Here is a 25,740-nt window from a genome sequence, read left to right as displayed (position 1 = left end):
GGACATGGTGATGGTGGTGTCGATCGGATGAGCGGGCGCCTACTGTCGCGCCCCGAGGAGCCGGCCCGAGCCCCCCCCCCCCCCCCCGGCTTCACCGGCTCGCTCTCCCCGCCTCTCACCCTGATAGACGTCCATCCCGCCGGGGGGTTGCACCCGGGGTCCAAAAACTTTCTCGCCACCCGCCCTGGCACGAGGCCCGAGCTCTGCCAGGCGGTCAGCACCCGCACCGTCAGCACCCCGTAAGCCCCGGTTCGCGACGACGTCGAGCTCTCCCCCCGTGGTGCGGCCAGCGCGCAACACCCCTCCCCGGCGACCGGCCGGCCGACCGCACTCGGCCGGCCGGTCGCGAAACGCACGGCCACCCCACCGAGCCAGCGCCGCTCAGACCACCGCCCCGTTGCGGTCGCGCACCCGCGCCGCGCCCGCCGCGTGCGGCGCCCGTGCCTCCCCGGTCTCCCGCTGCCGCTCCGGGGACCGCCCCTGGAGCAGCACGACCACCGGCATCGCGGTGAACACCGTCGACGCCGTGCCCATCAGGACGCCGGCCAGCAGCGCCACCGAGAAGTCGGCCAGCGAGTCGCCGCCGAGGACCGCCAGGGCCACCAGGACGAACAGCGCCCCCATACCGGTGTTCACCGTCCGGGGGAGGGTCTGCGCCACGGCGCGGTCCGCGAGGTCCGCCCAGCTCGCCTTCGTCCCGGTCCGGCGCAGCTCGCGCAGCCGGTCCAGGACCACCACCGTGTCGTTGACCGAGTACCCGACGATGGTGAGCAGCGAGGCGAGGAAGACACTGTCCACCGGCTTGCCCAACCAGGCGAAGAGGCCGAGGACGAGCAGCAGGTCCTGCGCCATCGCGATCACCGCGGCGGCCGCGAAGGTCCACCGGAAGCGGATCGTGAGGTAGAACAGCTGGGCGGCGACCGCGAGCCCGAGCGCGGCCAGCGCGTAGCCGCGCAGCTCGCTGCCGAGGCTCGGCCCGATCAGCTCGTCGCGCTCCACGGACAGCTCGCCGGTGACGCCGGTGAGCGCCTCCCGGATGCGCTGCTGCTGGTCGTCGCCGGCCTCCTTGGTGCGGACGGACACGCCGGTGTCGCCGGTGGTCTGCACCACGGCCTGCGGGAAGCCAGCGTCGACCACCGCCGCGCGGGCGGCGTCCGCGTCGACCCGCTGCGCGGCGGTGTACTGCGCCACCCGGCCGCCGGTGAACTCGACGCCGAGGTCCAGGCCGCGCCCGCCGATCCCGGCCAGGGCGAGCAGCAGCAGGCCGGCGCAGGCGCCCAGCCAGCGCCGCCGGTGGCGCATCAGCCGGGGCGGCCGCCGGGTCAGCCGGGTCCGGAGCCGGCCGACGGTGGCCATGCCGGTCAGGGTGGGCCGCCGGGCGACGGCGGGCCGGCGCACCGCCCACTCGGCGAGCAGCCGGGTGATCAGCATGGCCGAGAACATCGAGGCCAGCACGCCGATCGAGAGCGTCACCCCGAAGCCCTTGACCGGGCCGGTGGCGAACACGAAGAGCAGCCCGGCGGCGAGCAGCGTCGTCACGTTGGAGTCGGCCACCGCGCTCCATGCCTTCGCGAACCCGACGCGGAGCGGGCGCCGCAGGTCGCGCTCCTTGCCGGGGCCGGCCGCCCGGGGAGCGGTGTACTCCTCCCTGGCCCGTTCGAAGACCAGCACGTTGGCGTCCACCGCCATGCCGATGGCGAGCACGAAGCCGGCCAGCCCGGGCAGGGTGAGCGTCGCGCCGAGCGCGACCACGGCGGCGTACGAGATCAGTCCGTAGAGGGCGAGCGCGACGGTGGCCAGCACGCCGAGCAGGCGGTAGACCGCGATGATGAAGGCCCCGGTGCACAACAGGCCGACGACCGCGGCCAGGGCGCTGGCCCGGATCGCCTCGGCGCCGAGGGTGGGGCCGACGGTGCTCTGCTCGATCACCGTCACCGGGACGGGCAGGGCGCCGCCCTTGACCAGGGCGGCGAGGTCGCGGGCCTCGTCGGCCGAGAAGCCGCCGGTGATCTGCGTCGAACCACCGGTGATCCCCTGCCCGCAGGGCACGCTGTCCTGGACGCCGGGGGCGGACAGGACGCGGTCGTCGAGCACGATGGCGACCCGGCGGGCGGGGTCGGCCGGCGCGGCGCACGCCGCCTCCCCGGCGAGCCGGGCCCAGGCGTCGCCGGCCGCGCCGCGGAAGGAGAGGTCGATGCTCCAGCCGAGGCCCGTCCGGGTGTCGAGGACGGCCGAGGCATCCTTGACGCCGTCGCCGGTCAGCACCGGCGGGCCCAGCCGCAGGTGGCCGCCGGGGAGGCCGGGGTCGGCGAGGACCCGGGAGCCGTCCGCCGCGGGGGGTCCGGCCGGGCCGTCGGCGGCCGCGGTGACGGAGTGGAAGGTGAGCTGGGCGGTGCGGCCGATGACCCCGGCGGCCTCGCGGGGGTCCTGGACGCCGGGGAGTTCGACGACGATGCGCCGCTCCCCGGCGCGGGCGAGCGAGGGTTCGGCGACGCCGAGCCCGTCGACCCGGCGGCGCAGCACCTCCAGCGCCCGGTCGGTGGCGTCCGCGTCGGCGCGGACGGTGGGCGAGTCCTGGGTCTCCAGGACGATCCGGGTGCCGCCGCGCAGGTCGAGGCCGAGGCGGGGCGGGGTGGTCAGGGCGACGTAGAGCGAGACACCGACGACGGCGAGCGCGACGAGCGCGCGCCAGAACACGGCACGGCGAGTAGACATGGGTACTCCACGGGCGGTCCGCGGGAGCCGGGCGTCCGCGGGGGACGCCGCACCCGGGACGGGCGGACGCGAGGGGACGCGCGCCGCCGGGAACGCTCCGGGCACGGTGGCCGGAGTCCTCCCGTCCGGGCCGCGGGCAGGCCGCGACACCCGGGTCGGCGGGCGCGGTGGGACGTCAGCTGGACCGGGTGGAGGGGGGACCGCGGGTGTGGCGGGGGTCGTAGTGGTCGGACGGCGGCGCCCGCTCCTGGCGCGGCCCCGGGGCGTACACCCCGAGCCGGGGCCGGGGGGCGTCCGTCCGGGCGGCTGGGAGCGCGGCCGGCGGGAACGCGGGCAGCCGGACGCCGGACTCGGCGGCAGCCGTCTGCCGCTGGACGACATCGGAGCGGGGGCGGTCCGCGGTGCGCCGGACCTCCGCGCCCGCCGGGCCGAGCCGTACGGCGGCCGGGGTGACGACGGCGGGCGGCGCGCCGGGGGCCGGCTGCGCCGCGCCCGTCGCCGTGCCGAGGAGAACCTGGCAGACGGCCCAGGCCACGAGGAACGCGCAGGACAGCGCGGCCGCCGCGGTACGACGTACGTGTCGTTCCACTCCGGCCCCCTCCCCGCTCGTGCCGTCACCCGGTCCCGTCCGCAAGAAGATCTCACTGTAGGCGACGACGCCGCCGCGCGGGGAGGGTTCGGGCGGCGGAGCGGACCGGCCGGAGCCGGGTTCACCGTCCGGCGGGGGCTTACGCGGTGCTCTCCGTCGTCAGTGGGTCTCCCCTGCTGTGCCGCCCGCGCGGCCGAACCGGGGCAGGCGGTCACTTTCCCGAACCGGTGACGAACCGTCAGCGCCCCGGGTCGCGACGTCGCCGTCGACCACCACACCATCCGGCACACCCACGACCCGGCCGAATCCGCCGGCCGCGCCGCCAGGATCCTGACGGAACTCCCGCCCGCCGCGGCCGGAACGGGCTGCGCGCCGGTGGTGTGCGACGTCGTTGCCGACGCCCAGGCAACGACGAAGATGCTCGCCGGACAGTTGCCCTGACGGCGTGTGGTCTAGCCTTGCGCGGTTTGCTGGTTCGACAGGGGGTTGCGAGTGAGTGATGTGTTGCGGGCGATCCATCGCTGTGATGAGGTCCCCGTGGTCATTGTCGATGGGTTCGATTCCGCTGAGGACAGTGTTGCGGGTTCAGGTCCGGCGGTGACGGTGACAGTGTGCGAGGGCCATCTCGGAGCGGCCGAGGCCTGGACGAAGGACTTCCATTCGGTCGTACGCGCGGATAAAAGCGTCGGGCAGCGGTGTGGATGGGTGCACGACTTCCGCCAGTTGGAGGTCGTCCTGCAGGCTCATGTCGATGCCTGGCTCAGCCGACTGAGTGGCTTGGACCTCGCGGACTACGACGACTGGGCAGCCTACCTTTCTGCGGCACATGAATGGCTCTGCACTCTGCACGGGCTTGAGCCAGGCCACCTTGGAGGCGGCGGGGCCGTGTCCGCGATTGGCATGGCCGCCTCCGAAGGAGGCGCCGACGGCTTGGAGGTCGCCTTGCACTTCCTTGGTCACGCCGAAATCCTCGCCGCGGTGGGGATGCTGACCGACAGCCCTGGTTCCTACTGTTGAGTGGTACGTCGGCCCCGGCTGCCATCCGGCGGATGCCGGGGCCCGACACCACGAGCTCAACCTGAGTAACGGCGCGTCCGCGGCGCGCCGGTTCTCATCGGTCCACGCCCCCCATCACCGGGTCGATGCTCGCCACGGAGACGATGACGTCCGCGACCTGCCCGCCCTCGCACATCGCCGCCACCGCCTGCAGGTTGGTGAACGACGGATCGCGGAAGTGCACCCGGTACGGCCGCGTGCCGCCGTCGGAGACGACGTGCACGCCCAGCTCGCCCCTGGCGGACTCGACCGCCACGTACGCCTGCCCCGCCGGGACGCGGAAGCCCTCCGTCACCAGCTTGAAGTGGTGGATCAGCGCCTCCATGGACTCGCCCATGATCTTGCGGATGTGGTCGAGGGAGTTGCCCAACCCGTCTGGTCCGACGGCCAGTTGGGCGGGCCAGGCGATCTTCTTGTCGGCCACCATGACCGGGCCGGGAGCCAGCCGGTCGAGGCACTGCTCGACGATCCGCAGCGACTGGCGCATCTCCTCCAGCCGGATCAGGAACCGGCCGTAGGAGTCCGCGGTATCGGCCACCGCGACGTCGAACTCGTAGGTCTCGTAGCCGCAGTACGGGTCGCTCTTGCGCAGGTCGTGCGGCAGGCCGGTGGCCCGCAGGATCGGCCCGGTGGCGCCGAGGGCCAGGCAGCCGGGCAGGTCCAGGAAGCCGACGTCGACCAGTCGGGCCTTGAAGGCGGGGTTGTGGGTCGCCAGCTTGTCGTACTCCGGGATCCGCGAACGCAGCAGCCTCACCGCCTCGCGGATCTGGTCCGGCGCACCCGGGGGCAGGTCCTGCGCGAGGCCGCCCGGCCGGACGTAGCCGTGGTTCATGCGCAGGCCCGTCACCAGCTCGAAGACGTCCAGGACGACCTCGCGGTCCCGGAAGCCGTAGACCATCAGCGTGGTGGAGCCGATCTCCATCCCGCCGGCGGCCAGTGCCACCAGGTGCGAGGAGATCCGGTTGAGCTCCATCATCATCACCCGGATGACGCCGGCCCGGTCCGGGACCTGCTCGGTGATCCCGAGCAGCTTCTCCACAGCCAAGCAGTAAGCCGTCTCGTTGAACAGCGGGGTCAGGTAGTCCATCCGGGTCACGAAGGTGGTGCCCTGGACCCAGCTGCGGAACTCCATGTTCTTCTCGATGCCGGTGTGGAGGTAGCCGATGCCGCAGCGGGCCTCCTTCACCGTCTCGCCGTCGATCTCCAGGACCAGGCGCAGCACGCCGTGGGTGGACGGGTGCTGGGGGCCCATGTTGACGATGATCCGCTCGTCGTCCACCCGTCGCTGCGCGGCGGCGACCTCCTCCCAGTCGCCACCGGTGACGGTGTAGACGCGGCCCTCGGTCGTGTCCCGCGCTCCTGCCGACTCGTGCTCGATGCCGCTCATCAGCCGTACGACCTCCGCCCGGGTCCGTCGGTCACGGTCCGTGCGCCTGTGCCGCGGCGCACGATCGGGCGCGACGGGCCGCGGTCTCGGCAGGCCGGCCTTCGCGCCGGCCACACGGGCCCGACTCGGCGGCGCGGACCGCTCACGTCCAGGATCTCGCACATCTGCCGTGAACACCCGGCCGGACCGGCAGCGCACCGGCCACGGCCATACTGCGGAACAGTCACGGGTACCGGGCCAGACAGACCGCTTTCATGATCGGCACGCGCCGCGCCGAAGGTCCGGCGGGACCGCACAGCCGGGGCGCAGCGGCTTGCCGGGACGCGAGGGGCGGGGCACATTGACTGGCTGCCACAGGATCGGCGATTCATCACGCCTCAGGGCAGGCCGTAGCGGGCGCCTGCGTGCCGGTTACGGTTCCCCGCCTCGTCCTTCCGGTCGGGGCGGGCGTCGGCGTCGGCCGAGTACCGGCGATTCAGGACTCCTTGGGCAGTGCAGGGCTGCCGTACTCCTCGAGCGCGTCGATCACGGTCCGTAGGTCCAGTCGGGTGTCCGTGCTGCCGGGACCGTTCGCTCTGGCGGACGAGAACCGGCCGTCCGGGGAGAATGCCACCCGCAGCGTCCAGTCGAACAGTGAGAACCGCATCGCCCCGTCCTGCTCGCGCGTGACCTGCCAGCCGTAGAGGTGGGCTGTCGCGCCGAGGTAGTGGGCGTCGTGGCTCACCGGTGGAAGCTCGGATTCCGTCATGGCCCGATGCTCGCGTGGCCGGCGCCTCGGCGCCAGCCGCCATACTCGGCGGGGGCGGCCGAGCCGACCTGCCGCTGCGAGAAGCCCGCTCTACCGTGAAGACACGGGCGGCGGCAAGGCAGTCCCGGGCGTCGACGCCTTTTCCGACGTGTCGCTGTCGATGCATGCCTCGTCGGTGCCGGCAGCGACCGACGGCTCCGACCACCGACCGGACGTAGCTGACTCCGCGCGGGCGATCGCGCTCACGCGGTGTCCACCGGCGGACACGTTGAGCCGGAAGGAGCGAGAGGATGGGTACGCCTCCGAACGATCCGGTGCCGCCCAACCCGACACCGGCGCCGGGCCCCGGCGGACCGGTGGACCGGAGCCCGGGCCCGTGCCCGTGCCCGGCCCGGTTCCCGCACCGGGTGGCCCCGACCCGGTACCGCCGGCTCCTCCGCAGCCCGAGCCCGATCCGCAGCCGCCCCCTGTGCCCGCGCCGGAACCGGGCCCCCACCCTGCCCCGATGCCGGGACCTGTACCGGCACCCGAGCCGGTCACCTGACCGGCTCGACGGACAAGGTGATTTCATCGGGTCATATGGGCACCACGTCTCCGGTGAGAGTCGGCCCCTGGTTGGGCCGTTCGTGACGCGGATGTAATTGATCGTGCTCAAGGTTTTTCCGCGAGATTGGGAGCCACTGATCGAGTGACCTTCTCGACCGGAGCGGAGTGTCCAGGTGCTGGAGTACCAAAAATCCCGCTCCTCCGAATGTCAGCGCGATGCCTCACCGGCGTCTGCGACGCGGTTGAGCTCGGCACCGGGGAACGGAGTCTGCTTGCTCTCCGACAGCAGCCGGCGGTGGAAGCCGTCCAGGACGACGCTGGCCCGGGCATGCCGTTCGACGATCACAGCGATCTCCGGCGGAACAGCCTCGGGCCTTCGACCTGCGATCCACTCCTGAAGGAACACGTCTGCTTCCATGCCGCCCCGGACGCGGTCGACGAGGTGGCGGATCAGATGGCTCGCGGTGTGGTAGCGGTCGTACCCGAGATGCTCCGAGAAGAACTGCCACTCTGCTGCTGAGAGTTCGAAGCCTGAGCTCAGGGCCAGTCCGAAGTCCGCGAAGTAGATCAGCCTGCCGTCGGTCAGCAGGTTGTTGAAGTGGGCGTCGAAGTGCACGAGTCCGTGAGAGCTCATGAACGTCGTGCCCCGCGCCAAAGCATCCTCCACCCACGCAGGAGAGCCACCACCAGTGGCCACAGCAGTCTCCCCGTGCTCGTGCAACCACGTGCGGAGTGTCTGCGGCAGGTGTTCCAAAAACAGCGCCAGGCTGCGGGAGGATCGGCCGATGGCTTCCAGTCGCTCGCGTACGGCCTGCGAGCCTTCCCAGTAGGCAACCGCTCCGTCGATGCCCCCGAACTCGTCCACGAAGCCCTCGGGAGGGGAGTCGGGCAGGACCCGCCAGTGGTACATCAGGGGAAAGCCCTCGTACTCCTTCCCGAGGACCCAATTGGTGGTCATGATGTGGACGGCCAGCTCTCGCCAGGCACCGAACCCGGCCGAGCCAACTCCGTACTGGTAGAACATCGGCAGACCGAAGAGGTTCGCCGTGGACCGGATGTTCTCCGGCTCGGTCTCGACGTCCGTCAACGGCACCCTCTTGACGAAGACCCGCGTCCCGTCGATGTCCAGCTCCGCCGACCTGCCGCCGATACCGGATCCGACCGGAGGAGCGGACGCCACGATCTCGCCGAGACGCCGGTCGCTCAGCAGGGACAGGCGGGTAGCAACGGTCCCGTAGGCGGCCAGACGTGCGTCGTGCTGAGATTCGTGGCGCATCGACGGCTCCTCTGTGCCCCGGGACCAGGGCGTCGGTGATCGCTCAAACGTAATCGACTCCCGCCGCCAAGGTCTCCCTCGGACCGCAAAACCGCTCGGCATCTGATCTGCCGTTGGCGGGCCGTTGCCCGCACGACGTGCGACGCCGACCGGTCGGCCTCTGCCGGAGGTCATTGCCCTGGTCGCCCTCTGGATCTCCATCAGGGCCCACTATCTGAGGGAACGTCAGCCCCCGGCCGACTACAACACTCTGACCGGACTGGCGACCGCGCTGGCACTGTGGTTCTGGAAGGACCTGGAGAACCACCACCCCGGCATCGACTCGCTCCGGACCGCTCCCGACATCGCCGCGGCCCGGAAGAGGCGGCTTCAAACCCGCGCGGTCCGCACCACCAACGAGCGCGGCAACATCGTGGAGTCCACGGTGGAGCGGGCAACCGCATCCGACAGCCTCATGACGGTGCGGGCCTTCTACCTGGACCTCGCGCGATGGGCGCTCGACGAGCCCTCCCACTGGGGCCCGTGGGCGGCCCCCTGCCCGGTCCGCGTCGACGACATTCAACACCACAAGATGAAGGCTCGCCGCAAGGCCCGGATGGACCAGCGCACCCGCGAGCGCTTGCCCGTCCTCCCGGCCCTCGTCGAAGCCGTCGACCGGAACCGCAGGGCCGCCGCGGCCCGTCTGGAGGCCGCCGGACGTGTCCGGCCCGACGAGGTTGTTCACCGCCGGCGGCCAGACGCTGCAGCGCGCGGTCCTCAAGCGGCACCCGCCCCACCTCTGGGCCGAGGAACCCGGGACAGGTCGGCGCCGGAACCTTGCCCGCGAGGAGAGCAACTCGTTCTGGGGCTGGGCTGCGGTCGAGGTCCTGCACATGACCGGAGTGCGCCTCGAGGAGCTGAGTGCTGTGACCGCATAGGTTCGCCGGGTTGGCGCTGGCGGGCCCTCGGCCGGTTGGATGTCGCGAGACGTTCAGCTCGGGAGGGGGCACGATGGCAGAGCCGGTCAGGGCCCGCAGGCTCACGGACCAAGAAGGCCAGCAGTTACAGAGGATCGTGCGTCGGGGCAGCACCAACTCGGTGCGGTATCGGCGGGCGATGATGCTGCTGGCCTCGGCCGGCGGCAACCGGGTCCCGGTCATCGCCCAGCTTGTGCAGGCAGACGAGGACACGGTGCGGGACCTGATCCACCGGTTCAACGAGATCGGCTTGGCCTGCTTGGACCCTCGGTGGGCGGGAGGCCGTCCCCGCCTACTCAACCTTGACGACGAGGACTTCGTCGTCCAGACGGCCACCACCCGCCCGACCAAGCTCGGCCAGCCTTTCACCCGCTGGTCCATCCGCAAACTCCTGGCCTACCTGCGCAAAGTCCACGGTCGGGTGATCCGCATCGGCCGTGAGGCCCTGCGCTGCCTACTCGCCTGGCGAGGCGTCACCTTCCAGCGCACCAAGACGTGGAAGAAGTCCACCGACCCCGAGTACGACGCCAAACTCGACCGAATCGAGCTCATCCTGGAGCGCTTCCCGGACCGCACGTTCGCGTTCGACGAGTTCGGCCCGCTCGGCATCCGCCCCACTGCGGGCAGCTGCTGGGCCGAACAGGGACGGCCGAACCGGCTGCCGGCGACCTACAAGCGGACCCACGGTGTCACGTACTTCCATGGCTGCTACTCGGTCGGCGACGACAAACTCTGGGACGTCAACCGCCGTCGCAAGGGCACGACGAACTCCCTGGCCGCGCTCAGGTCGATCCGGGCCGCGCGGCCGGACGGCGCTCCGGTCTACGTGATCTTGGACAACCTGTCCGCCCACAACGGCAAGAGGATCCTGCGCTGGGCGAAGAACAACAACGTCCACCTCTGCTTCACCCCGACCAACACCTCCTGGGCCAACCCGATCGAGGCGCACTTCGGACCGCTGCGGCAGTTCACGCTCGCCAACTCGAACCATCCGAACCACACGGTCCAGACCCGCGCGCTGCACGCCTACCTGCGCTGGCGCAACGCCAACGCCCGCCACCCCGACGTCCTCACAGCCCAGCACAGAGAGCGCGCCCGTATTCGCAGCGAGAAGGGCCTCCGCTGGGGAGGAAGGACGCTCACCGAAGCGGCGTGAATGGCCCGCCTCGGCAGGATCGCTCACCCGAAGACCTAGACCGGCACGCGGACGAAGCCCTCGGTCCAGTGGTCCTCATCGAGGTCATACTCTCCGATCTGGAAGCAGTCTGGCTCGTCGGCGAAGCCCGGTAGAAGACGCGCGCGGCGCATCCGCTCTTCGACGGCGGCCTCGGAGGAGTAGATGCCGAGCAGCTTGACGTCGTCGCCGTCCTGCTCGTCGATGAACACGACCCCGTCGTCGAGGTGAATCGTCTCGTCGTTGGGGCCGGCTTCGTTCTGGTGGCTGATGTGCCAGAGGGGATAGACCTTCACGGGCGCAGGCTACCCCGGGCCCAACCGGTGAACGTTCCCGGTCAGAGCACTGAGCGCCCGGCCATGCCGCTGCTGTTCCAGCACAAGATCGGGCTGGAGGACCGCCCGATCCCCATCGACGGCATCCGCACCCTGCTCCAGGAGGCGCGCTCTGAATATCCATGGCCGCGGAGAACCTGTACCACCTACGCTCCACCCATGCGCACCGTGTTCGTCTTCCCTACAGGTGAGCGAGCTGAGACCGTTGCCTCACTCGATCGGCATTTGCCCCAGCAGCGCAAGCCGTGGATTCTGGCTGGCGGCCTCTACATCGACATCGACGATGAGCAGACCGGCTACCTCTTCTCCGACTGGGATCCCGACGACGTGGCGGCCGTCGAAGTGGCCCTCGGTCACCAGCCAACCTGGGCAGTCCAGATCGACATCTCCGGGCGGATCGATGGAACCGGGGAGGTCCACCAACTGGTCGCACTGCTGCTTGAGCACGGAGGCGTCGCGACTGACGACTACTCCGACCGCCCCTGGACTCTGCAGGAAATCGAGTCCGGGGCCGAGTTTGACGGCCTGCGCTTCTTCGACTTTCGCACTTACCGCGAGCTCTACCACCAGCGCTGACAGCAGCAGCCAGACCAGTGCAGAGAAGACAATCAGAATATGACCAACCAGGATATCCACTTCGACTGCCGACGCCACGCTGAACGTGGCGTACTCGAGGTCGTCCCGTGCATCGACCGAATACCACTCACCAACTTGATCGACCAGTTCGAAACGGATGCCGGGATGCAGCCAGCCGGAGACGCCTACGGTGGACTTATCCCGCAGTTCTTTCGGTTCGGCCCGATGGAAGACCATTTCCACGGACAGTCCACCGGAGCCATGGGGCCGAAGACGCCCGTGCTCGGCTGCGAATGCGGCGAGTGGGGATGCTGGCCGCTGATGGCCAGCATCACAGTGGAATCTGACCACGTGACCTGGGACTCCTTCGAACAGCCCCACCGCAAGGCACGCGACTACTCGGGATTCGGTCCGTTCCATTTCGACCGCCATCAATACGATGACGCCGTGAAGGCTCTGAGCGCAGTAGTCAGCTCCAATGAGACGTGAGTACAACCCACCGGATCAGCATGGGAAGGAAGCAGTCGTGTTTGACCACGTGATCGGACTACGTCCCGAGGAAGCCGCACGCTTGGCCGCGATTGTCGAGGAGTCCCGGCCAGTCCTAGAGAGCGATGGAATGGAGGCTGTTCAGACCCTCCTGGCCAAGCGCGGGATGAGCGTCATCCAGGCGATCGCAATCACCCGGGCACTACTGGGGAACGCGGAGACACCGCTCCGAGTCGCCATCGACATCGTGGCCACGAGCAAGGCTCGGCAGTAGGTTCAGAGAAGGCGGTGGGACCGGGTGCTTGTGGCGGAGGCGGCCGCCTTCATGCTCCACCCCGCCCTTCTCGTGGGCGCCGTCTTTCACCGGGCGCTCAGTAGAACGCGGAGAACTGGATCTTCCGCGAGTTCAGAGATTCTGAAGTATCGGCTGGGCGAACCCAAGGAAGCTCAGGTGGCATTGCGACACAGAGGAGCGGAGTTCGGTTCGGAAGAAGGCGAGACTGACGGGTCGGCTCAGCTGGGGGCGGAGAACGGCATGGCATCGACCCACTCCCAGAACGCTCGGCCTTCCGTCACCTCGCGTTCCATGATTTCGAACAGCTGAGATGCGTCCGTATCGGGTGGGATGTCGACAGCGACGTGACGGTCATCGCTCCATTCGCTCAGCAGTCCCGCTGCACTGATCCCGCTCTTGATGCGATCGACTGCCTGGGCCAGTTGTGCCGGGGCCAGGCCGGGGACGAAGAGCAACCGCAGAACACGGTGCCACCCGCGCCACCGCCAAGCTGACCTACAGCGTCACGCTCCACAACCCGGCCGCCAGGGACCACATCCTGCGCAACACCGTCACGGCGGACCGGCCCGCCGACAACTGCCCGCCCGCGGCGACCGCCGGCGAGTGCACCGCGACCGTCACGGGCCACACCTCGGCCCCGGCACCGAGCGGCTCGCCCACGCAGAACCCTGGTGCGAGCACCGGCCCGAACGGTGACAGCAGCCCGGCGCCCACCGGCCAGCCCAGCCAGCCGTCCTCGGGCGGCGGCATCCTGGCCAGCACCGACAGCCAGATCGCCCTCACCACCGGCATCGCCGCGCTCGTCATCGGCGGCGGCCTGATCCTGCTGGCGGCTTCCCGCCGCAAGCGCCACCGCCGTTGTGCCGTCGGGGGCCGGCCGGGGCGCGGTCGTCCCCGGCCGGCTCCCGCACCGCACCGCCGGCGCGGGCGGCCTGACGTTCCTTCCCCGCCGCCCTTGTGGGCACCCCGGGCGTATCAGCTGGTACACGAACACTGCTCCTCTCGGCATGGTGCGTTCACGCTCGGGCTGTTGTGCTGTCCGGGTAGTGACATCGGATACCGGAGTGTGCCCATGCCCGTACACGACCATGGCCGTGAGACCGGCCGGCGCAAACCCGCTCAGCGGCCTGCCTCGCGCTCCTCCTCGACGCCCGCCCCGGGGCTGACCCCCGATCAGGGACTCCTCGGACTGCAGGCTTCGGCCGGCAACGCCGCCGTCGTTCAGATGATGCGCCGCGCCGGACTCCTCGACGACTGGCAAGCCGCGCACTCCGCACCCGTGGTGCAGCGCTCCTCCGTCCATGCCGTCCTGCGCACCGCCGGACGGCCCCTCGACGAGGCCACCCGCACCGACATGGAGAACCGCTTCGGCGCCGACTTCACCGATGTCCGCGTCCATGACGACGGTGCCGCCAGGGCTTCCGCCGCCGAGATCGGTGCTCACGCCTACACCAGCGGGAGTCACATCGTCCTCGGCGACGGCGGCGGCGACCAGCACACTCTCGCCCATGAACTCACCCACGTCATCCAACAGCGCCAGGGCTCCGTTGCCGGCACCGACAACGGAGCGGGCCTGAAGGTCTCCGACCCCTCCGACCGCTTCGAACGCGAAGCGGAGGCCAACGCGACCCGGGTCATGCGCGCGAACGCCGGTGAGACCGCGGTCCAGCGGACACCGCGCGCGGGAACGGGAACGGGAACGGCCCCGGGACCGGTCCAGCGGATGGGCAAGAAGAACAGCGGTCAAGGGTCCTCGAAAGGAGATGCCGCGAAAGGCAAGCCCGTGGACGGCCCCAAGCAGGGCGACCACCTGTTCAACGCCCTCGGGGACGCGATGATCAGCCTCATCCCGAAGCTCAGGGAACAGAGCGAGAACCTGCCGTCCGACCATCCGGACGCGCAGCAGGCGGTCAATGGCCTGATCGACGAGCTGCAGACGCTCGCGGAGCAGGCGAAGAGACTGCGGGCGAACGAGGAGTACGAATCGGCGCAGGCCGTGGTGGGGGGTGGTGCCGGCCGGGCCGGTGACGCGAACTCCCAGGTCTACGGAGAGTTCGTCCGGGCCATGCGGCACGCGGCCGCCACCGTGCACTACGGCGTCGCCTGGGAGGAAGAGCAGATGGTGGTGTCCGTGACCGACGTGACGACCGTCGCCGACCTCGAGGCGAAGATCTTCGACCAGGACGCCTACCGGAGGAAGACACAGGAGAACGGGATGAGGGGGAAGAAGAAGCAGGACGCGCTCAACGCCTGGGTCGGAACGACGAAGACGCACATGTGGAACCTGTTCCAGAAGTATCTGCAGGTCATGCGCAGGATCAACGAGGAATCCAGGTAGCCGCCGATCGTCGGACAGTTCCCATCGCCCCGCACCGAGGTCCTCGCGGCACGGGGCGAGCGGCGACGGCTCCCCGACGGGTGGTCACTGCTCAGGGGCGGGTGGCAGGTGGAAGCCGACCTCGGCGCCGCCGCCGGGGGCGGCGGTCGCGAAGACGGTGCCGTGGTCGGCGGCGACGAGGTCGTGGACGATGGCCAGCCCCAGCCCCGAGCCCGGGGTGGCCTGGGTGCCGGCGGCGCGGAAGAAGCGCTCGAAGACGGCCTGCCGGTCGCCGGGGGCGATGCCGGGCCCGTGGTCGCGCACGGACAGCCGAGTGCCGGTGACCCGGATCTCCACCGGGGTGCCGTCCGGGCTGAACTTGACGGCGTTGCCCACCAGGTTGTCCACGCAGCGTTGCAGTGCGCGGGGGCGGGCCAACACCGGTACCGGGTCCTCGACGGTGACGGCGATCTCGCGGCCGACACGGCGGTGGAATCGCCGGGCGCTGTCCTCGGCGGCGGCCGGCAGGTCGAGCGGTTCCGGGTCCTCCGCGGTCTGCCGGTCGGTGGCCAACTCGACGAGCTCGCGCACGATTTCGTCGAGCGCGACGGTCTCGTTGACCAGGGTGGCGAGGATCTGCTCCTCGTCCTCGGGGGCGAGCCGGCCGCGGGCGCGCTGGAGGAGTTCGGCGCAGCCGCGCACCGAGGTCAGCGGGGTGCGCAGCTCGTGGCTGGCGTCCTGGACCAGGCGCTGCTGCTGCTCGCGGGAGCGGCGCAGCGCGCCGACCATCGACTCGAAGGCCCGGGTGAGGCCGCCGATCTCGTCGCGCCCGGCGGCGGGCAGCGGGGTGGCCAGGTCGCGGGTGGTGGTGATGTGTTCGGCGGCGGCGGCCAGGCGCCGCACCGGGCGCAGGATCCGGCCGAGGACGAGCCAGCTGAGCAGGGCGCAGGAGGCCGCGGCCGCCGCGCTGGTGACGGTGATCCGTTGCAGGAACGCCTCGTCGACCTCGGTGACCCCGGCGTAGGTCTGGCCGACCATCACCGCGCCCTGCCCGTCCGGGCGGGCCTGTGTGAGCACGCCGTAGGAGGTGCCGTCGACGGTGGCGTCCTCCTGGTGGGAGCCCTGCCCGGTGCGGGCCACCTCCAGGGCGCGGGCCGAAACCGGCAGTGCGGGACCGCCCGGGGTCAGCGGGCGTGCGGTGCCGTCGGCGGGCAGCAGCTGTTCGACGGTGTCGGGCCTGGCGGGCGGCAGGCGGCCGAGATCCAGGGCGGCGAGCACGGTGTGGGCCCGGTCCTGGAGGCTCCGGTCGAGCTGTTCGGAGACCAGGGTGCTGACGCCGCGGTAGGCGGCGGTGACGGGCACGGCGATCGCCAGCAGGACGGAGGCGAGGACCACGAGGCCGATCCTGGTGCGCAGCATCAGGCGGTCCTGACGGTGTAGCCGACGTTGCGCACGGTGTGGATCAGCCGGGGCTCGCCGTCCTCCTCGGTCTTGCGCCGCAGGTAGCCGACGTAGACGTCGAGCGAGCGCGAGTCGGTGTCGAAGTCGTAGCCCCAGATGCGCTGGTAGATCTGATGACGGGTCAGGACGGTGCCCTGGTTGCGCAGGAGCAGTTCCAGCAGGTCGAACTCGGTCTTGGTCAGGTCGAGTCGGCGTGTGCCGCGGTGGGCCAGGCGGGCGGCGGGGTCCAGGGTGAGGTCGGCGAGGGCGAGGTGGGCGCTGTCGGTGCCGTCGCCGTCCTCGGCGCGGGGCGGCTCGGTGCGGCGCAGCAGGGCGCGTATCCGGGCCAGCAGTTCCTCGGTGGCGAAGGGTTTTGCGAGGTAGTCGTCGGCGCCCGCGTCCAGCCCGGCGACCCGGTCGCCGAGCTGGTGGCGGGCGGTGAGGACCAGGATGGGCAGGCGGTCGCCGCGCCGGCGCAGCATCCGGCACAGCGCGAGGCCGTCGAGGCGGGGCATGACCACGTCCACCAGCGCGAGGTCGGGGCGCCGGTGCTCCAGGAGTTCCAGAGCCTCCTGGCCGTCGGCGGTGGTGAGCACCCGGTAACCCTCGAAGCGCAGCAGGTGGTCGAGGGTGCTGCGGACGCCGGGGTCGTCCTCGACGACCAGGACGGTACGCCGGGCGTCGACGGTGGGATCTGTCATGGCATCATCTTCGCTGGTGGCGGGCGTGGTCATGCCGGTCGGGGGTGGCCGGTCAGCGCGGGACGGGGACGACGGTGACCGGCGGGATCGCGGACAGGCAGGAGGTGTCGCCGACCTCCCCGGTGCGGATGAAGCGGCTGGAGATCTCCAGGGCGCAGCCGGTGGACTTCATCTCCGGGAGGTGTCCGCTGTTGGGCACCGAGACGAACGCGCTGTGGCGGAACTGGGCCGCCGACAGGCGGGAGTTGACCTCGGGGGTGTTGGTGTCGAGGTCTCCGGAGAGCACCAGGACGGGCACGTCGGGCAGGTTCCTGAGGTCGGTCGGCTGCGGGCGGGCGGTCCCCCGACTGGGCCAGTTCAGGCAGTTGTCCCCGCCATCGGTCTGGCCCGCGGCCCAGCCCTTGGGGCTGAAGGCCCCGAAGTCGGCCGGGTCGGCGGCGGCCAGGGCGGCGTTGTACTGGCGGCGGCGCTCCGACACCGGGGTGTTCGGGTCCCAGGTGGGGGTGTAGTCGTTGCAGGTGACGGCCAGGAACGAGGCCTGGTCCTCGGTGCCGGTGCCCTCCATCTCGCCGCGCACCAGGGCGGACAGCGGCTTGTCGTCGCCCGTGGCGAAGGCGTGCAGGGCGGCGGGCAGGGCGCCGAGCAGTCCGGGCTCTCCGGGGTGCAGGCCGATGCCGCGGGTGGCCGGCTCGTACATCAGGTCGGCGAGCTTGTCCTCGGTGAACAGGACGGTGCGCCGCTCGCCGTCGAGCTTGGCGGTCACCTTCAGCGGGCGGTTGCGCAGCCGCCCGGTGACAGCGGCGAGGTCGTGCACCGCGGTGTCCGGGTCGCAGGCGCCGCTGCGCTCGCAGATCCGGCGCAGCGTCAGGGAGACCTGCTGGGCGCCGGGCCGGGCCAGGGAGTCGAAGGCGACCGGGTAGGCGCCGGACAGCACCATCGACTCGACCCGCTCGGGGTGGCGGTCGGCGAAGACCGGCATCAGGTAGGTGCCGTACGACATGCCGTACAGCACCAGCCTGGGGGCGCCCAGGCGCTCGCGGGCGGCGTCGATGTCGTCGGCGGTGGCGGCGCTGGTGTAGCCGCGGGCACGCGGACCGAGCTCCTCGGCGCACTCGGCGACGACCTCGCGCTGGCCGGCCCGCGGGGCCAAGCGGTACTCGGCCTCGGTGACGTCGCAGGGCAGCCGGCCGGAGCGGCCGGTACCGCGCGGGTCCAGCAGCAGCAGGTCGTAGTCGTCCAGCACCCCCTGCAACGCGCCGGCCACCTGTTCGGCGCGGTCGATCAGGGTCTCGCCGGGGCCGCCGGGGTTGAGCGCGACGGTGCCCAGCGCCGGGCCGGGGCGGCTGTGGCGCACCACCGCGTAGCTCACGTCGATGCCTCCCAGGCGCGGCTCGTCCGCGACCAGCGGGCGGCGCATGGTCGTGCAGTCGACCCGGTGCCCGGGGACGGCCGGACACCATGCGGCTCGACCCCGGGTGTCGGCCGGGGAGGCCTGCGCGGCCGGGACGGCGGTGAGGGGCAGCACGGCCGCCAGTACGGCCAGGGCCGCGGCCGCCAGGGTGCCGCGCCTCGCCGGCCCGTTCGTGTTCGTCCGAGTGCCCGTGCCCGTGCTCGTGCCCGCGTTCGTGCCCGTGCTCGCGTTCATGCCCGTGCCCGTGTTCGTCGTCATCGCCGTGCCCTCCATGCGTCCTGCGGTCGGTGTGAGCACGACTCTGCCGGGCGCCCGTCAGCCGCCCGGCAGAGCGACGGCAAAGGCGTGTAAGAACCCGCGGGAGACGTACGCCCCCGAGCCGGGGCCGTCGAGGTTCCCTCCGACGTTCAGACGAAGTCCGGACCGGGCCGACGAATTGGCAATCCCTGCTGTCGCCAACACCCGGACCCGAGAAGCAGCCCGACGGGCCGAAATCCGAAACGATGCGCTCATCCGCACGTCGAACACTGACATCGTCGTCCACAATCCGCTCATCCCGCCCTGGGTGACATTCCCGCTTCCCGCCTCCGACTGCGCCCGGCTCATCGCCGACCATGAGGAGTGTTCTGCGCCCTGCGGTGGCGTGCCGCTGCGTCGTGCCGCTGCCTGACGACTCTCCCGAAAGCGGCACCCCACCCCCATTTCCGCGGATCGGCGCGGATTCGGACAAGGGATCGAAATCTGCGGGCCGGACTGGTTCGGGCGGGGATATTCGGCCCGTTTCCGCATGATTCCGCAACCGGCCGGATATCGGCCAATGTCCACCGGCCGGGTTTTCCCGTTCGGCACTGAGCACAGGATGGTGAGCGCGTGCCGGTGATGTGCCGGCCGGACCGAGGGAGCTGATGCGGTGGCGACGGGCGCGATCGAGACGGCGTGGCGGGTGGTGGTGCCGGGCGATCCGGCCCGGTTCAGGCATCGGCGTGTGCGGTGGTCGCCACTCCACGCCGTCGGCGGACGTGTCACCTTCGGTCTCGCCGCGATCGCGGGGTGACGGCTCCGGTGGCCATGGTGAACTTCCGCTCCTTGGTGCCGCCGGAGGCGTGGCGCGATCTGGTGGACCGCGGGCGTAGACGGACCTTCCCGCGGGGGACGCTGCTGCTCCGTCAGGGCGAGTCGCCGGACTCGGTGATCGCCCTGCTCGAAGGCCAGGTACGGGTGACGCAACTCAACGAGTGCGGCGACGAGTTGGTCCTGATGCTCCGCGGGCCGGGCGAAGTGCTGGGAGAGATGGGGGCCCTCGTGGGGCGCCCTCGGTCGGCGAACGTGACGGCGGCGCAGCGCTGCGTGGGCATGGTGTTGCCGACCCACGCGTTCCGCCACTACGTCGACCGGCACAAACTCCAGGCGGTGATCTACCAGTTGACCGTCGAGCGACTGAACAGCCATGAGCGGCTGCGGGTCGCGCTGCTGCACACCAGCCCGGTGGCGCGGATCGCCAGCGTGGTGAGCCTGTTGGCCGAGGAACTGGGCCGACCGGAGGGCGACACGGTGGTGGTGGGCCTGGGAATGGCGCGGGCCGAGCTGGCTGCCATGGCCTCGATGAAGCGGTCTTCGGCCGCGATGGCGCTCGGCTGCCTCCAGGCGGCCGGAGTCCTCTCCCTGGCGCGGCGGCATCTGATCGTCACCGACCCCGGGCAGCTGGCGGCCGCGGCCCGCGGAGAGGCGTACGGGCAAGCCTCCGGCGCGATGTGACCTGGCCCACATCCGTAGCGTCCAACGCTGGACATTCTCACCCGGCCGGCCCCGGGAAGGTGGCTGCTGCCGCGATACGCGGTGCCAGACACGACGAGAGGAACACTTCGTGTTGCCGTCTTGGGAGCCGCTGTGGCCCTACCGGGCCGTACTCGCGGTCGACGCACGGAACTTCGGCACGCTGACCAGCCGGGACATGCAGCGTGTCAACGCGGACATCCCGCAGTTGCTCGCGAAGGCGCTGAGCACCAGCAACGTGAGTGCGCACTGGGAGCGCAGGGTCTTCGGTCAGCACACGGGCGACGGCTACGTCGCCGGTGTGGAGCCGGAGGCCCTTCCCGCCCTGGTCGCGTGCTTCCCAGGCGCCCTGCGCGACGAGCTGGCGAACCGTCGGGCGGAGCGCCCCCACGAGACGCCGCTGCAGCTGAGGGTCAGCATCCATGTCGGCCCGCTTCCCGTGAGCGGCCTCGGTGTGCCGATGGTTCAGACCCACCGGTTGCTGGACGACCAGGCGTTGCGGGACCTGCTGGCGCGCGCCAATCCGGCGATCACCAGCACCGCGGTGATCATCTCGCAGCGGGTCCACGAAGACGTCTTCGAGAGCGGCTGCATCGGCGGCGACGCCCTGACCGGGCAGTTCGTCCCGCACCTGGTGCGGGTGAAGACCTTTCAGCGCCCCGCCTGGCTGCACATCCCGGGCTTCGACTGGGGGCTCGCCGACCCCGCGATCTTCGAGCAGGGCAACGGACCCGGCCCGGCGCCGTCGGCCGACGAAGCGGGAGACCGACCGCCGCAGCCGGCGTCCCCCGGTTCGACCGGGGCCTCCTTCACACAGCACGGACAGAAGAACGTCCAGGTCAAGCACCTTGAGAGGCTGGTAATCGAGTGAACGGCTTCGGAGCCGGGGCGCCTCAGGAACCCGGACCCCAGGACCTGCCGCCCGCTCGGCCGACGGCACCGATCGGCCCGGGGCGAGAGACCGCTGCCGCCGGGCCGCTGCCGTCGCAGACCGGCCAGGACTCCCCCGCCCTGAGCCAGGTCGGTGACCGGAACGTCCAGGCGTACATGCTGTTCCTGCACGGCGACTTCGTGAACCGGGTGCAGGTGCCGCCGACGGACGCCGAGTTCCTCGCCTCGGCCAACGGGCGGTTCGTGCGGCCGCGGAACCCGGAGCAGTGGAGCGCCGCCCGTGACGCCTGCCGGACCTTCGGGGTGGTCGTGCTGAACGCCCCGCCGGGAACGGGCAGGCGGACGCAGGCGCTTCGGCTGCTTCGCGACCTCGCCGTGCGGCAGATCGAGGACCTGGTCCCCGAGTGGTCCAAGGTGTCCACCGGGCCGCTGCCGGACGACCAGGGCTGCGGTTTCGTCCTCGACCTCTCCAACCTTCCCGAGCCGCCCGCCGACCGGTTCGTAGACGACCTGGTCACCTACGGCAAGAAGCTCCGCGCCAAGGGGTCGTACCTGGTGGTGCTGGCTACGCCGGACGACTGGAACGGCCACCTCGCCGACCGGACCGTCGAGTTCACCGCCTGGCCGGAGGCGCCCGACGCCCGGGCCCTGGTGGAGGCGGAACTGCGGGCCGGACCGCTGGCCGACCGCATCGACTGGTTGAACGAGCCGGCACTGGACAGGATCTGGTCGGGGAATCCGGGCGCCCGTGAAGCCCACCGGCTGGCCGGCGTCATCTCCCGAGCCGAGAAGCGTGACGGACTCGGCCCGCTGGTGGACGAGTTCAGGAACTGGCCGACTGCCGTGGAGGAGCTGCTGCAGAGGGGCGCGGCAGCAGCCCAGGCCACGGTTCTGGCGATCCGCGCGACGGTGTGGGCGGGCGCGCTGCTCGACGGCGGACAGCGCGGTTCGGTGATCCGGGCCAGCGACGCGTTGCAGAAGGAACTCGCCCTGGAACGTTCGCCCGCCCAGGTGCTGGCCGATGCCACCAGCGCGAGCAGGCTCAAAGCGGCCGGCATCGAGTCCAACGGAGAACGCGTCCACCACGACCCGAGCAAGCCCGGCCTGGCGATGGCGGTCCTGCGCAGCCTGTGGACCGAATTCCCCACCCAGCGGGACCTGATCCGACGCTGGGCCGTCGGCGTCATCAGCAACCGGAGCATTCCCGAGGCCGACGCCCGTCTCGCCGCCAAGGCGCTGCACAACCTGGCGGTGGACCGGCGCGACCGGTCCATCCTGGATGAGCTGGCGGACGTCCGGGCCAGCCGTCGCTCCCTCGCGGCGGAGACGCTGACGACAGCAGCCGGCGACCCCGAACTCGGCCGCTACGTCCGCGACAGGCTGCTGCAGTGGGTCAGCAGCAACGGAACCGCCGAGCACAAGGTCGACCTCGTGGTCGAGATCTGCGGTGGAAAGTGGGGCGAGGAGAATCCGGGGCCGGCCCTCACCCGGCTCGGCAAGGCCGCGGGCCGCAAAGAGCTCGGAGCGGATGGGGTGCGCCGGGCTTTCCAGCAGCTGGCCGACAAGCGACCGGACGAGGTGCGCAAGGCGGTCGGCCAGTGGCTCGCCGCCCCCCGGGTGTGGGCGGACCCGAAACTGAAGCGCCAGGTGCTCGGCGTCTTCCTCGCCGTCATCGGCAGCGATGAGGGCACCGACCTCATCCTGGCCGGCGCCGCCGAGCCGGACACCCGGAAGCAGATCGTCCAGGCCTGGCAGGGCCTGCTGGGCATCGAGGGCGGCAAAGAGGCCGGGGTGGCCCAGATGCAGCGTTGGCGGGCCCGGTTCGACCAAGAAGACGCCGCCCAGCGGGACACCGTGCAGAACATGCTCGCCGAAGTCCTCGGCGCGAGCGAGTTCCAGCGGTTCTTCGACATGGTGATGGTGGACGACAGCGGAAGCGTCATCCCGTTCTGGCGCGAGACCCTGCGGCGCACCCACGTGCCGCCCGAGCCGCCGCGAGAGACCACCGCACCGTGAAGTCCGGTGGGCCCGGCTTCCGGTGGTGGAGAAGGCGGGGGCGGGTGAACGGCCGCTGGCCGACGAAGCTTCCCGGAATCGGCTTCCGAGTGCGCGGAGCCGTGGCCTTCCGCCCCCCGCCCGGAGCCCGGGGTGACCGTGCGGCCGCCGAGGCGGCCGCACGGCTCGCCCTGGAGCACACGGGGCGGGCGATCGCCGGAGTGCACGCGCCGGACGAACTGGAGATCGTCCGGCAACGGCTCGCCCAGGAGACCCGGTCATGGCGCGAGGTCGGGGACGGCTCGCAGGCCCGCTGGCGGGCCCGGCTCACGCTGACGTTGAGCCAGGAGGACGAAGCCAGGTCCCAGGACTACCTGGACGCCCTCCGCGACGCTCGACGGACGGCACAACAGGAACAGGTCAGACAGGACTGGATCCGGGACGTGGTCCTCGCCGCACCGGACAGCGCACGCGTCTGGTGGCTGCTCAACCACACCGATATCGCTCCGCACCCGGGATGGAAGGAATTCCGGGAACACATCCTGCCGCTCGTGGGCGACACCGACGACGCGCAGGCCAAGGCGGAACGCTTCGCGCACGGGGTGGTCCACCTGTGGGACAAGCTGGAGAACGACCCTGGTAGGCACGCCCGGTTCGCCGCCACCGTGCAGGACGTCTTCGACCGGATGGGATGGGCAGACACCAGGACTTGGTGGGAGCCGTCCGAACCGGCCACGAAGACTGGTGCCGGTCACGAGGCGCGGCCGCGGGCCGGCGGGTCGGGAGCGGCGAAATGAGACTGTCCGTGTGGCGCTGGGTCCTGGCTCCGGTGACAAGTCTCCTGGCGCTGCGAATCCGGGCAGCGGGTTCGACCCGCATGCCCTTCGACGCGGCCTGGCAGTACGCCCGGTTGATGCTGCGCCCCGACGACATGGTCTATCGGGGGCGGAGACTACAGCGGCCGCCTCGCAGCGACGACCCCGGCTAGGGAATTTCCGGTGAAGTCGTTCTGCGGTGTCAAGGGACAGTAGGAGTTGGCTCTGGCGGGAGTTCCGTGATCTGGTGCGCTGGCCAGGCTTCTACGAATCCCGTGCGACGGTGATATCGACGGCATGTGCGTGCCCAACTGCATCGTCTACGTCGACGCGCACACGCCGGGTGCCTGGTCCCGGCAGGGTGGTCGCGAACCGGCTCTGTCCCATGACATCCCCGATGACGAAACGTCCGTCGGGCAGCATGAGCGGCCCGTCGAACACGGTGGTGAATCCAATGGCGGGACCGCTCAGGTCTTCGGTGTCGGGGAGGAAGATCCGCACTTTGACCAGGGCGGTCTGTGGCTGTACTCGGACCAGCAGATGGGTCTCGCATGCTGCGGCCGCCCGACCTGCGAGTTCTAGCGACGCCGGCATCCATTCCGAGGATCCCAGCGCGATGATCGGGTGGTTCACGTACAGGTCGAGCCCGGCGATCTGCACGGGTGCCCCCTCCCATACCTGCAACGACGGTCAGCCCCGGAGAGTACAGCCGTACTGTGACACCTCATACGTGACGCTCGCGGATGCGAAGGGCACTGCTTTCTCTTTCTCCGGCACGGGTGGGACCCACTGCTGGCGCGGGCGGGCAACCAGCCGCTCGACTGCCTCGCCGAGGTTCTTCCAGAGGTGGTACCTACCCGCGACGTGCGCCGCCGTGCCGGCGCCGCGGTCCCCGCCGTCGGCGTAGCAGCGGGCACAGTCGTGGCCTACCACCTCGACGCCGGGGTGCTCGCTGAGCCAGTCGGCCAGCGCGTCGGCGGATCGCTCGGGCAGGACCTCGATGGGGCGGTGGCCCTCGATGTCGATGAGGACCGTGCCGTAGTTGTGGCCCTTGTGCAGGGCGAAGTCGTCGACGCCGAACACGCGCACCCGCCCGGTGATCGGGTCCGGCATCGCTCGGATCAGGCGTATCAAGGCGTCGCGGCCGACTCCGACCGCCAGTTGCTCAGCGAGCCGGGCGCCGGTCCGGCCGCCCAGCGCGAGAGCGATCGCCTCCCGGGCCTTCCGCAGCGGCAGCGCGCACCGGCCATACCAGAACGTCAGACCGGCGATCTACTCGGCGAACGTTCGTTTCTCGCACGCGGCGTTGCCGCAGAAGAACCGGCGGACCCGCAGGTGCAGCAGCAGCTCCCGGCCGGAGACGGCCGTGTCGCTGATCCGCCGCTCGTAACCGCTGTGCACACGCTCGGACCAGGCCCCGCAGCCCGGGCACGTCGCCCCCGGCGTCCGCCCCCACGCATGCACACGGACCGATTGGCCGACCTTTCTGACCGACTCGATGTTCAGCAAGGCGAACTGAGGGAACAGGACGGCCAGAAGATCAGCAACGGACACCCGACATGATCGCCAACCGACAAGATCCGCAGGCGGCTTTCACGGAACTCGCGCCAGAGCCAGTCTGCCGTGTCCGCTGACACTGCGGGCCGCCGGAACCGGACCGGGCATTCGGCCAGATGGAGTCGATCACCCTTCTCGTCCCCGAGGGGTGGCAGGATGGCCCGCATCACGCACCCACCCGGTCGGATGTCACGCGTCCTGACATCTTCGGCCCCGGTCAGCGCTCAACACACTTCTTCAAGCGCGGAAATGCCCGGACGGCAACGTCCGGCGATCTCGGAGGAACGGAATGAATCTGCATCGCCCGGCCGCGACCCTCATGGCGGCCACTGCCCTCCTGCTCTGCAGTCCCGCCCACGCCTCGGCGGTGGACGGGAAGACGCAACGGGAGAAGATCGTCACCTGCGTCAACGCGGAGATGGAGAAGGAAAATACCGCACGCAAGGGAGACGGTCATCTCACCGACGTCCAGCTCAAGGCGCTCCAGAGGATCGTCGACGCCGAAGTCATGAACGGCCCCCTGACGAAGACCTCGGCTGACGAGCAGAAGAAGCTCCTGAAGAGGATCGAGGATGCGGCCAAGAAGGACAAGGACCTGAAGGATCTGCCCACGGCAACCATCGACAAGATCCTGGTGGAGCTCAAGGAGAAGGGGGCCTATTGCGAAGCCCAGAAGTAACGTTGGCGGCTTCGCGCCC

25 protein-coding genes are annotated in these 25,740 nt (G+C 70.8%); 11 read left to right on the top strand and 14 right to left on the bottom strand.

Annotated elements, in window-relative coordinates; all coding sequences use genetic code 11:
• Positions 1–381: 381 nt before the first annotated feature.
• The gene (secD, locus tag ACGF13_RS29535) at positions 382–2,715 is read right to left on the bottom strand and encodes a protein translocase subunit SecD (RefSeq protein ID WP_392880798.1); all 2,334 of its coding nucleotides are present in this window, start codon (positions 2,713–2,715) and stop codon (positions 382–384) included.
• A 175-nt stretch (positions 2,716–2,890) separates the two neighbouring features.
• Positions 2,891–3,304, bottom strand: a complete 414-nt coding sequence (locus tag ACGF13_RS29530) for a hypothetical protein (RefSeq protein ID WP_392880797.1) — start codon at positions 3,302–3,304, stop codon at positions 2,891–2,893.
• 492 nt (positions 3,305–3,796) lie between these two features.
• Here ACGF13_RS29530 and ACGF13_RS29525 point away from each other — a divergent pair, with 492 nt between their 5' ends.
• The gene (locus ACGF13_RS29525) at positions 3,797–4,321 is read left to right on the top strand and encodes a hypothetical protein (RefSeq protein ID WP_392880795.1); all 525 of its coding nucleotides are present in this window, start codon (positions 3,797–3,799) and stop codon (positions 4,319–4,321) included.
• A 94-nt stretch (positions 4,322–4,415) separates the two neighbouring features.
• On the opposite strand, the gene ACGF13_RS29520 is transcribed toward ACGF13_RS29525, so the two are convergent.
• The 3 genes from ACGF13_RS29520 to ACGF13_RS29510 all read right to left on the bottom strand — a co-directional run bounded on the left by ACGF13_RS29520 (position 4,416) and on the right by ACGF13_RS29510 (position 8,317).
• Positions 4,416–5,747: an NADH-quinone oxidoreductase subunit D gene (locus tag ACGF13_RS29520; RefSeq protein ID WP_392880793.1), complete on the bottom strand. Its 1,332-nt coding sequence runs from the start codon at positions 5,745–5,747 to the stop codon at positions 4,416–4,418.
• A 475-nt stretch (positions 5,748–6,222) separates the two neighbouring features.
• Positions 6,223–6,495, bottom strand: a complete 273-nt coding sequence (locus ACGF13_RS29515; protein ID WP_392880791.1) for a hypothetical protein — start codon at positions 6,493–6,495, stop codon at positions 6,223–6,225.
• A 754-nt stretch (positions 6,496–7,249) separates the two neighbouring features.
• Positions 7,250–8,317 carry a protein kinase family protein gene (locus ACGF13_RS29510; protein ID WP_392880788.1) on the bottom strand — a complete coding sequence of 356 codons (1,068 nt, stop codon included), beginning with the start codon at positions 8,315–8,317 and terminating at the stop codon, positions 7,250–7,252.
• 990 nt (positions 8,318–9,307) lie between these two features.
• Between ACGF13_RS29510 and ACGF13_RS29505 the strand changes: the two genes are divergently transcribed.
• Entirely contained in the window at positions 9,308–10,429 is a 1,122-nt protein-coding gene (locus ACGF13_RS29505) for an IS630 family transposase (protein ID WP_392880785.1), read from the top strand.
• Positions 10,430–10,464: 35 nt separating this feature from the next.
• Here ACGF13_RS29505 and ACGF13_RS29500 read toward each other — a convergent pair whose 3' ends face one another.
• Complete coding sequence (locus ACGF13_RS29500; RefSeq protein WP_392880783.1) at positions 10,465–10,743, bottom strand: hypothetical protein; 279 nt, start codon at positions 10,741–10,743, stop codon at positions 10,465–10,467.
• Positions 10,744–10,806: 63 nt separating this feature from the next.
• On the opposite strand from ACGF13_RS29500, the gene ACGF13_RS29495 reads away from it, so the two are divergent.
• The 3 genes from ACGF13_RS29495 to ACGF13_RS29485 are packed head-to-tail and all read left to right on the top strand — an operon-like array spanning position 10,807 to position 12,121.
• Positions 10,807–11,358 carry a hypothetical protein gene (locus ACGF13_RS29495; RefSeq protein ID WP_392880780.1) on the top strand — a complete coding sequence of 184 codons (552 nt, stop codon included), beginning with the start codon at positions 10,807–10,809 and terminating at the stop codon, positions 11,356–11,358.
• A gap of 39 nt (positions 11,359–11,397) precedes the next feature.
• The gene (locus tag ACGF13_RS29490; protein WP_392880779.1) at positions 11,398–11,847 is read left to right on the top strand and encodes a hypothetical protein; all 450 of its coding nucleotides are present in this window, start codon (positions 11,398–11,400) and stop codon (positions 11,845–11,847) included.
• A 37-nt stretch (positions 11,848–11,884) separates the two neighbouring features.
• Positions 11,885–12,121: a hypothetical protein gene (locus tag ACGF13_RS29485; protein ID WP_392880777.1), complete on the top strand. Its 237-nt coding sequence runs from the start codon at positions 11,885–11,887 to the stop codon at positions 12,119–12,121.
• Between the two features lie 239 nt (positions 12,122–12,360).
• Here the strand turns inward: ACGF13_RS29485 and ACGF13_RS29480 are convergent, their stop codons facing one another.
• Both ACGF13_RS29480 and ACGF13_RS29475 read right to left on the bottom strand, forming a co-directional pair.
• Complete coding sequence (locus tag ACGF13_RS29480; RefSeq protein WP_392880816.1) at positions 12,361–12,603, bottom strand: hypothetical protein; 243 nt, start codon at positions 12,601–12,603, stop codon at positions 12,361–12,363.
• 34 nt (positions 12,604–12,637) lie between these two features.
• A complete protein-coding gene (locus ACGF13_RS29475) occupies positions 12,638–12,949 on the bottom strand; it encodes a hypothetical protein (RefSeq protein WP_392880775.1) in 312 nt (103 codons plus the stop codon).
• Between the two features lie 265 nt (positions 12,950–13,214).
• On the opposite strand from ACGF13_RS29475, the gene ACGF13_RS29470 reads away from it, so the two are divergent.
• Complete coding sequence (locus tag ACGF13_RS29470) at positions 13,215–14,480, top strand: DUF4157 domain-containing protein (RefSeq protein WP_392880773.1); 1,266 nt, start codon at positions 13,215–13,217, stop codon at positions 14,478–14,480.
• Between the two features lie 84 nt (positions 14,481–14,564).
• On the opposite strand, the gene ACGF13_RS29465 is transcribed toward ACGF13_RS29470, so the two are convergent.
• From ACGF13_RS29465 to ACGF13_RS29455, 3 genes are read right to left on the bottom strand one after another with little or no spacing between them, the layout of a single operon-like run.
• Entirely contained in the window at positions 14,565–15,878 is a 1,314-nt protein-coding gene (locus tag ACGF13_RS29465; RefSeq protein WP_392880771.1) for an ATP-binding protein, read from the bottom strand.
• Positions 15,878–16,600, bottom strand: a complete 723-nt coding sequence (locus ACGF13_RS29460) for a response regulator transcription factor (RefSeq protein WP_392880768.1) — start codon at positions 16,598–16,600, stop codon at positions 15,878–15,880. Before ACGF13_RS29460 ends, ACGF13_RS29465 begins: the two co-directional genes overlap by 1 nt.
• Before the next feature lie 52 nt (positions 16,601–16,652).
• Positions 16,653–18,269, bottom strand: coding sequence for an alpha/beta fold hydrolase (locus ACGF13_RS29455; RefSeq protein ID WP_392880766.1), 1,617 nt, complete (start codon positions 18,267–18,269; stop codon positions 16,653–16,655).
• Between the two features lie 810 nt (positions 18,270–19,079).
• Between ACGF13_RS29455 and ACGF13_RS29450 the strand changes: the two genes are divergently transcribed.
• The 4 genes from ACGF13_RS29450 to ACGF13_RS29435 all read left to right on the top strand — a co-directional run bounded on the left by ACGF13_RS29450 (position 19,080) and on the right by ACGF13_RS29435 (position 23,467).
• A complete protein-coding gene (locus tag ACGF13_RS29450; RefSeq protein ID WP_392880813.1) occupies positions 19,080–19,766 on the top strand; it encodes a Crp/Fnr family transcriptional regulator in 687 nt (228 codons plus the stop codon).
• 109 nt (positions 19,767–19,875) lie between these two features.
• A complete protein-coding gene (locus ACGF13_RS29445) occupies positions 19,876–20,655 on the top strand; it encodes a hypothetical protein (RefSeq protein ID WP_392880763.1) in 780 nt (259 codons plus the stop codon).
• Positions 20,652–22,691 (top strand): hypothetical protein, encoded by a 2,040-nt coding sequence (locus ACGF13_RS29440; protein WP_392880760.1) that lies wholly within the window; start codon positions 20,652–20,654, stop codon positions 22,689–22,691. Before ACGF13_RS29445 ends, ACGF13_RS29440 begins: the two co-directional genes overlap by 4 nt.
• Positions 22,692–22,792: 101 nt before the next feature.
• Complete coding sequence (locus tag ACGF13_RS29435; protein WP_392880758.1) at positions 22,793–23,467, top strand: hypothetical protein; 675 nt, start codon at positions 22,793–22,795, stop codon at positions 23,465–23,467.
• A gap of 282 nt (positions 23,468–23,749) precedes the next feature.
• Here the strand turns inward: ACGF13_RS29435 and ACGF13_RS29430 are convergent, their stop codons facing one another.
• The 3 genes from ACGF13_RS29430 to ACGF13_RS29420 all read right to left on the bottom strand — a co-directional run bounded on the left by ACGF13_RS29430 (position 23,750) and on the right by ACGF13_RS29420 (position 24,949).
• Complete coding sequence (locus ACGF13_RS29430; RefSeq protein WP_392880755.1) at positions 23,750–24,145, bottom strand: hypothetical protein; 396 nt, start codon at positions 24,143–24,145, stop codon at positions 23,750–23,752.
• Positions 24,146–24,175: 30 nt separating this feature from the next.
• Positions 24,176–24,598, bottom strand: a complete 423-nt coding sequence (locus ACGF13_RS29425; RefSeq protein WP_392880753.1) for a transposase — start codon at positions 24,596–24,598, stop codon at positions 24,176–24,178.
• 159 nt (positions 24,599–24,757) lie between these two features.
• A complete protein-coding gene (locus tag ACGF13_RS29420; protein ID WP_392880811.1) occupies positions 24,758–24,949 on the bottom strand; it encodes a transposase family protein in 192 nt (63 codons plus the stop codon).
• Positions 24,950–25,331: 382 nt separating this feature from the next.
• On the opposite strand from ACGF13_RS29420, the gene ACGF13_RS29415 reads away from it, so the two are divergent.
• Positions 25,332–25,721 (top strand): hypothetical protein, encoded by a 390-nt coding sequence (locus tag ACGF13_RS29415; RefSeq protein ID WP_392880750.1) that lies wholly within the window; start codon positions 25,332–25,334, stop codon positions 25,719–25,721.
• Positions 25,722–25,740: the final 19 nt, after the last annotated feature.

The sequence above is a fragment of the Kitasatospora sp. NPDC048286 genome (genome assembly GCF_043201735.1).
Classification (GTDB): Bacteria; Actinomycetota; Actinomycetes; order Streptomycetales; family Streptomycetaceae; genus Kitasatospora.
This window is presented reverse-complemented; position numbering and strand designations above follow the sequence as displayed.

Coding starts and splice junctions, on each gene's coding strand:
- secD (WP_392880798.1), bottom strand. CDS start 2,715: ATGTCTACTCGCCGTGCCGTGTTCTGGCGCGCGCTCGTCGCGCTCGCC.
- ACGF13_RS29515 (WP_392880791.1), bottom strand. CDS start 6,495: ATGACGGAATCCGAGCTTCCACCGGTGAGCCACGACGCCCACTACCTC.
- ACGF13_RS29495 (WP_392880780.1), top strand. CDS start 10,807: ATGCCGCTGCTGTTCCAGCACAAGATCGGGCTGGAGGACCGCCCGATC.
- ACGF13_RS29450 (WP_392880813.1), top strand. CDS start 19,080: ATGGTGAACTTCCGCTCCTTGGTGCCGCCGGAGGCGTGGCGCGATCTG.
- ACGF13_RS29460 (WP_392880768.1), bottom strand. CDS start 16,600: ATGACAGATCCCACCGTCGACGCCCGGCGTACCGTCCTGGTCGTCGAG.
- ACGF13_RS29510 (WP_392880788.1), bottom strand. CDS start 8,317: ATGCGCCACGAATCTCAGCACGACGCACGTCTGGCCGCCTACGGGACC.
- ACGF13_RS29465 (WP_392880771.1), bottom strand. CDS start 15,878: ATGCTGCGCACCAGGATCGGCCTCGTGGTCCTCGCCTCCGTCCTGCTG.
- ACGF13_RS29490 (WP_392880779.1), top strand. CDS start 11,398: ATGACCAACCAGGATATCCACTTCGACTGCCGACGCCACGCTGAACGT.
- ACGF13_RS29425 (WP_392880753.1), bottom strand. CDS start 24,598: ATGCCGGACCCGATCACCGGGCGGGTGCGCGTGTTCGGCGTCGACGAC.
- ACGF13_RS29455 (WP_392880766.1), bottom strand. CDS start 18,269: ATGACGACGAACACGGGCACGGGCATGAACGCGAGCACGGGCACGAAC.
- ACGF13_RS29520 (WP_392880793.1), bottom strand. CDS start 5,747: ATGAGCGGCATCGAGCACGAGTCGGCAGGAGCGCGGGACACGACCGAG.
- ACGF13_RS29475 (WP_392880775.1), bottom strand. CDS start 12,949: ATGACGAGCGCGGCGATGCCGGTGGTGAGGGCGATCTGGCTGTCGGTG.
- ACGF13_RS29470 (WP_392880773.1), top strand. CDS start 13,215: ATGCCCGTACACGACCATGGCCGTGAGACCGGCCGGCGCAAACCCGCT.
- ACGF13_RS29505 (WP_392880785.1), top strand. CDS start 9,308: ATGGCAGAGCCGGTCAGGGCCCGCAGGCTCACGGACCAAGAAGGCCAG.
- ACGF13_RS29415 (WP_392880750.1), top strand. CDS start 25,332: ATGAATCTGCATCGCCCGGCCGCGACCCTCATGGCGGCCACTGCCCTC.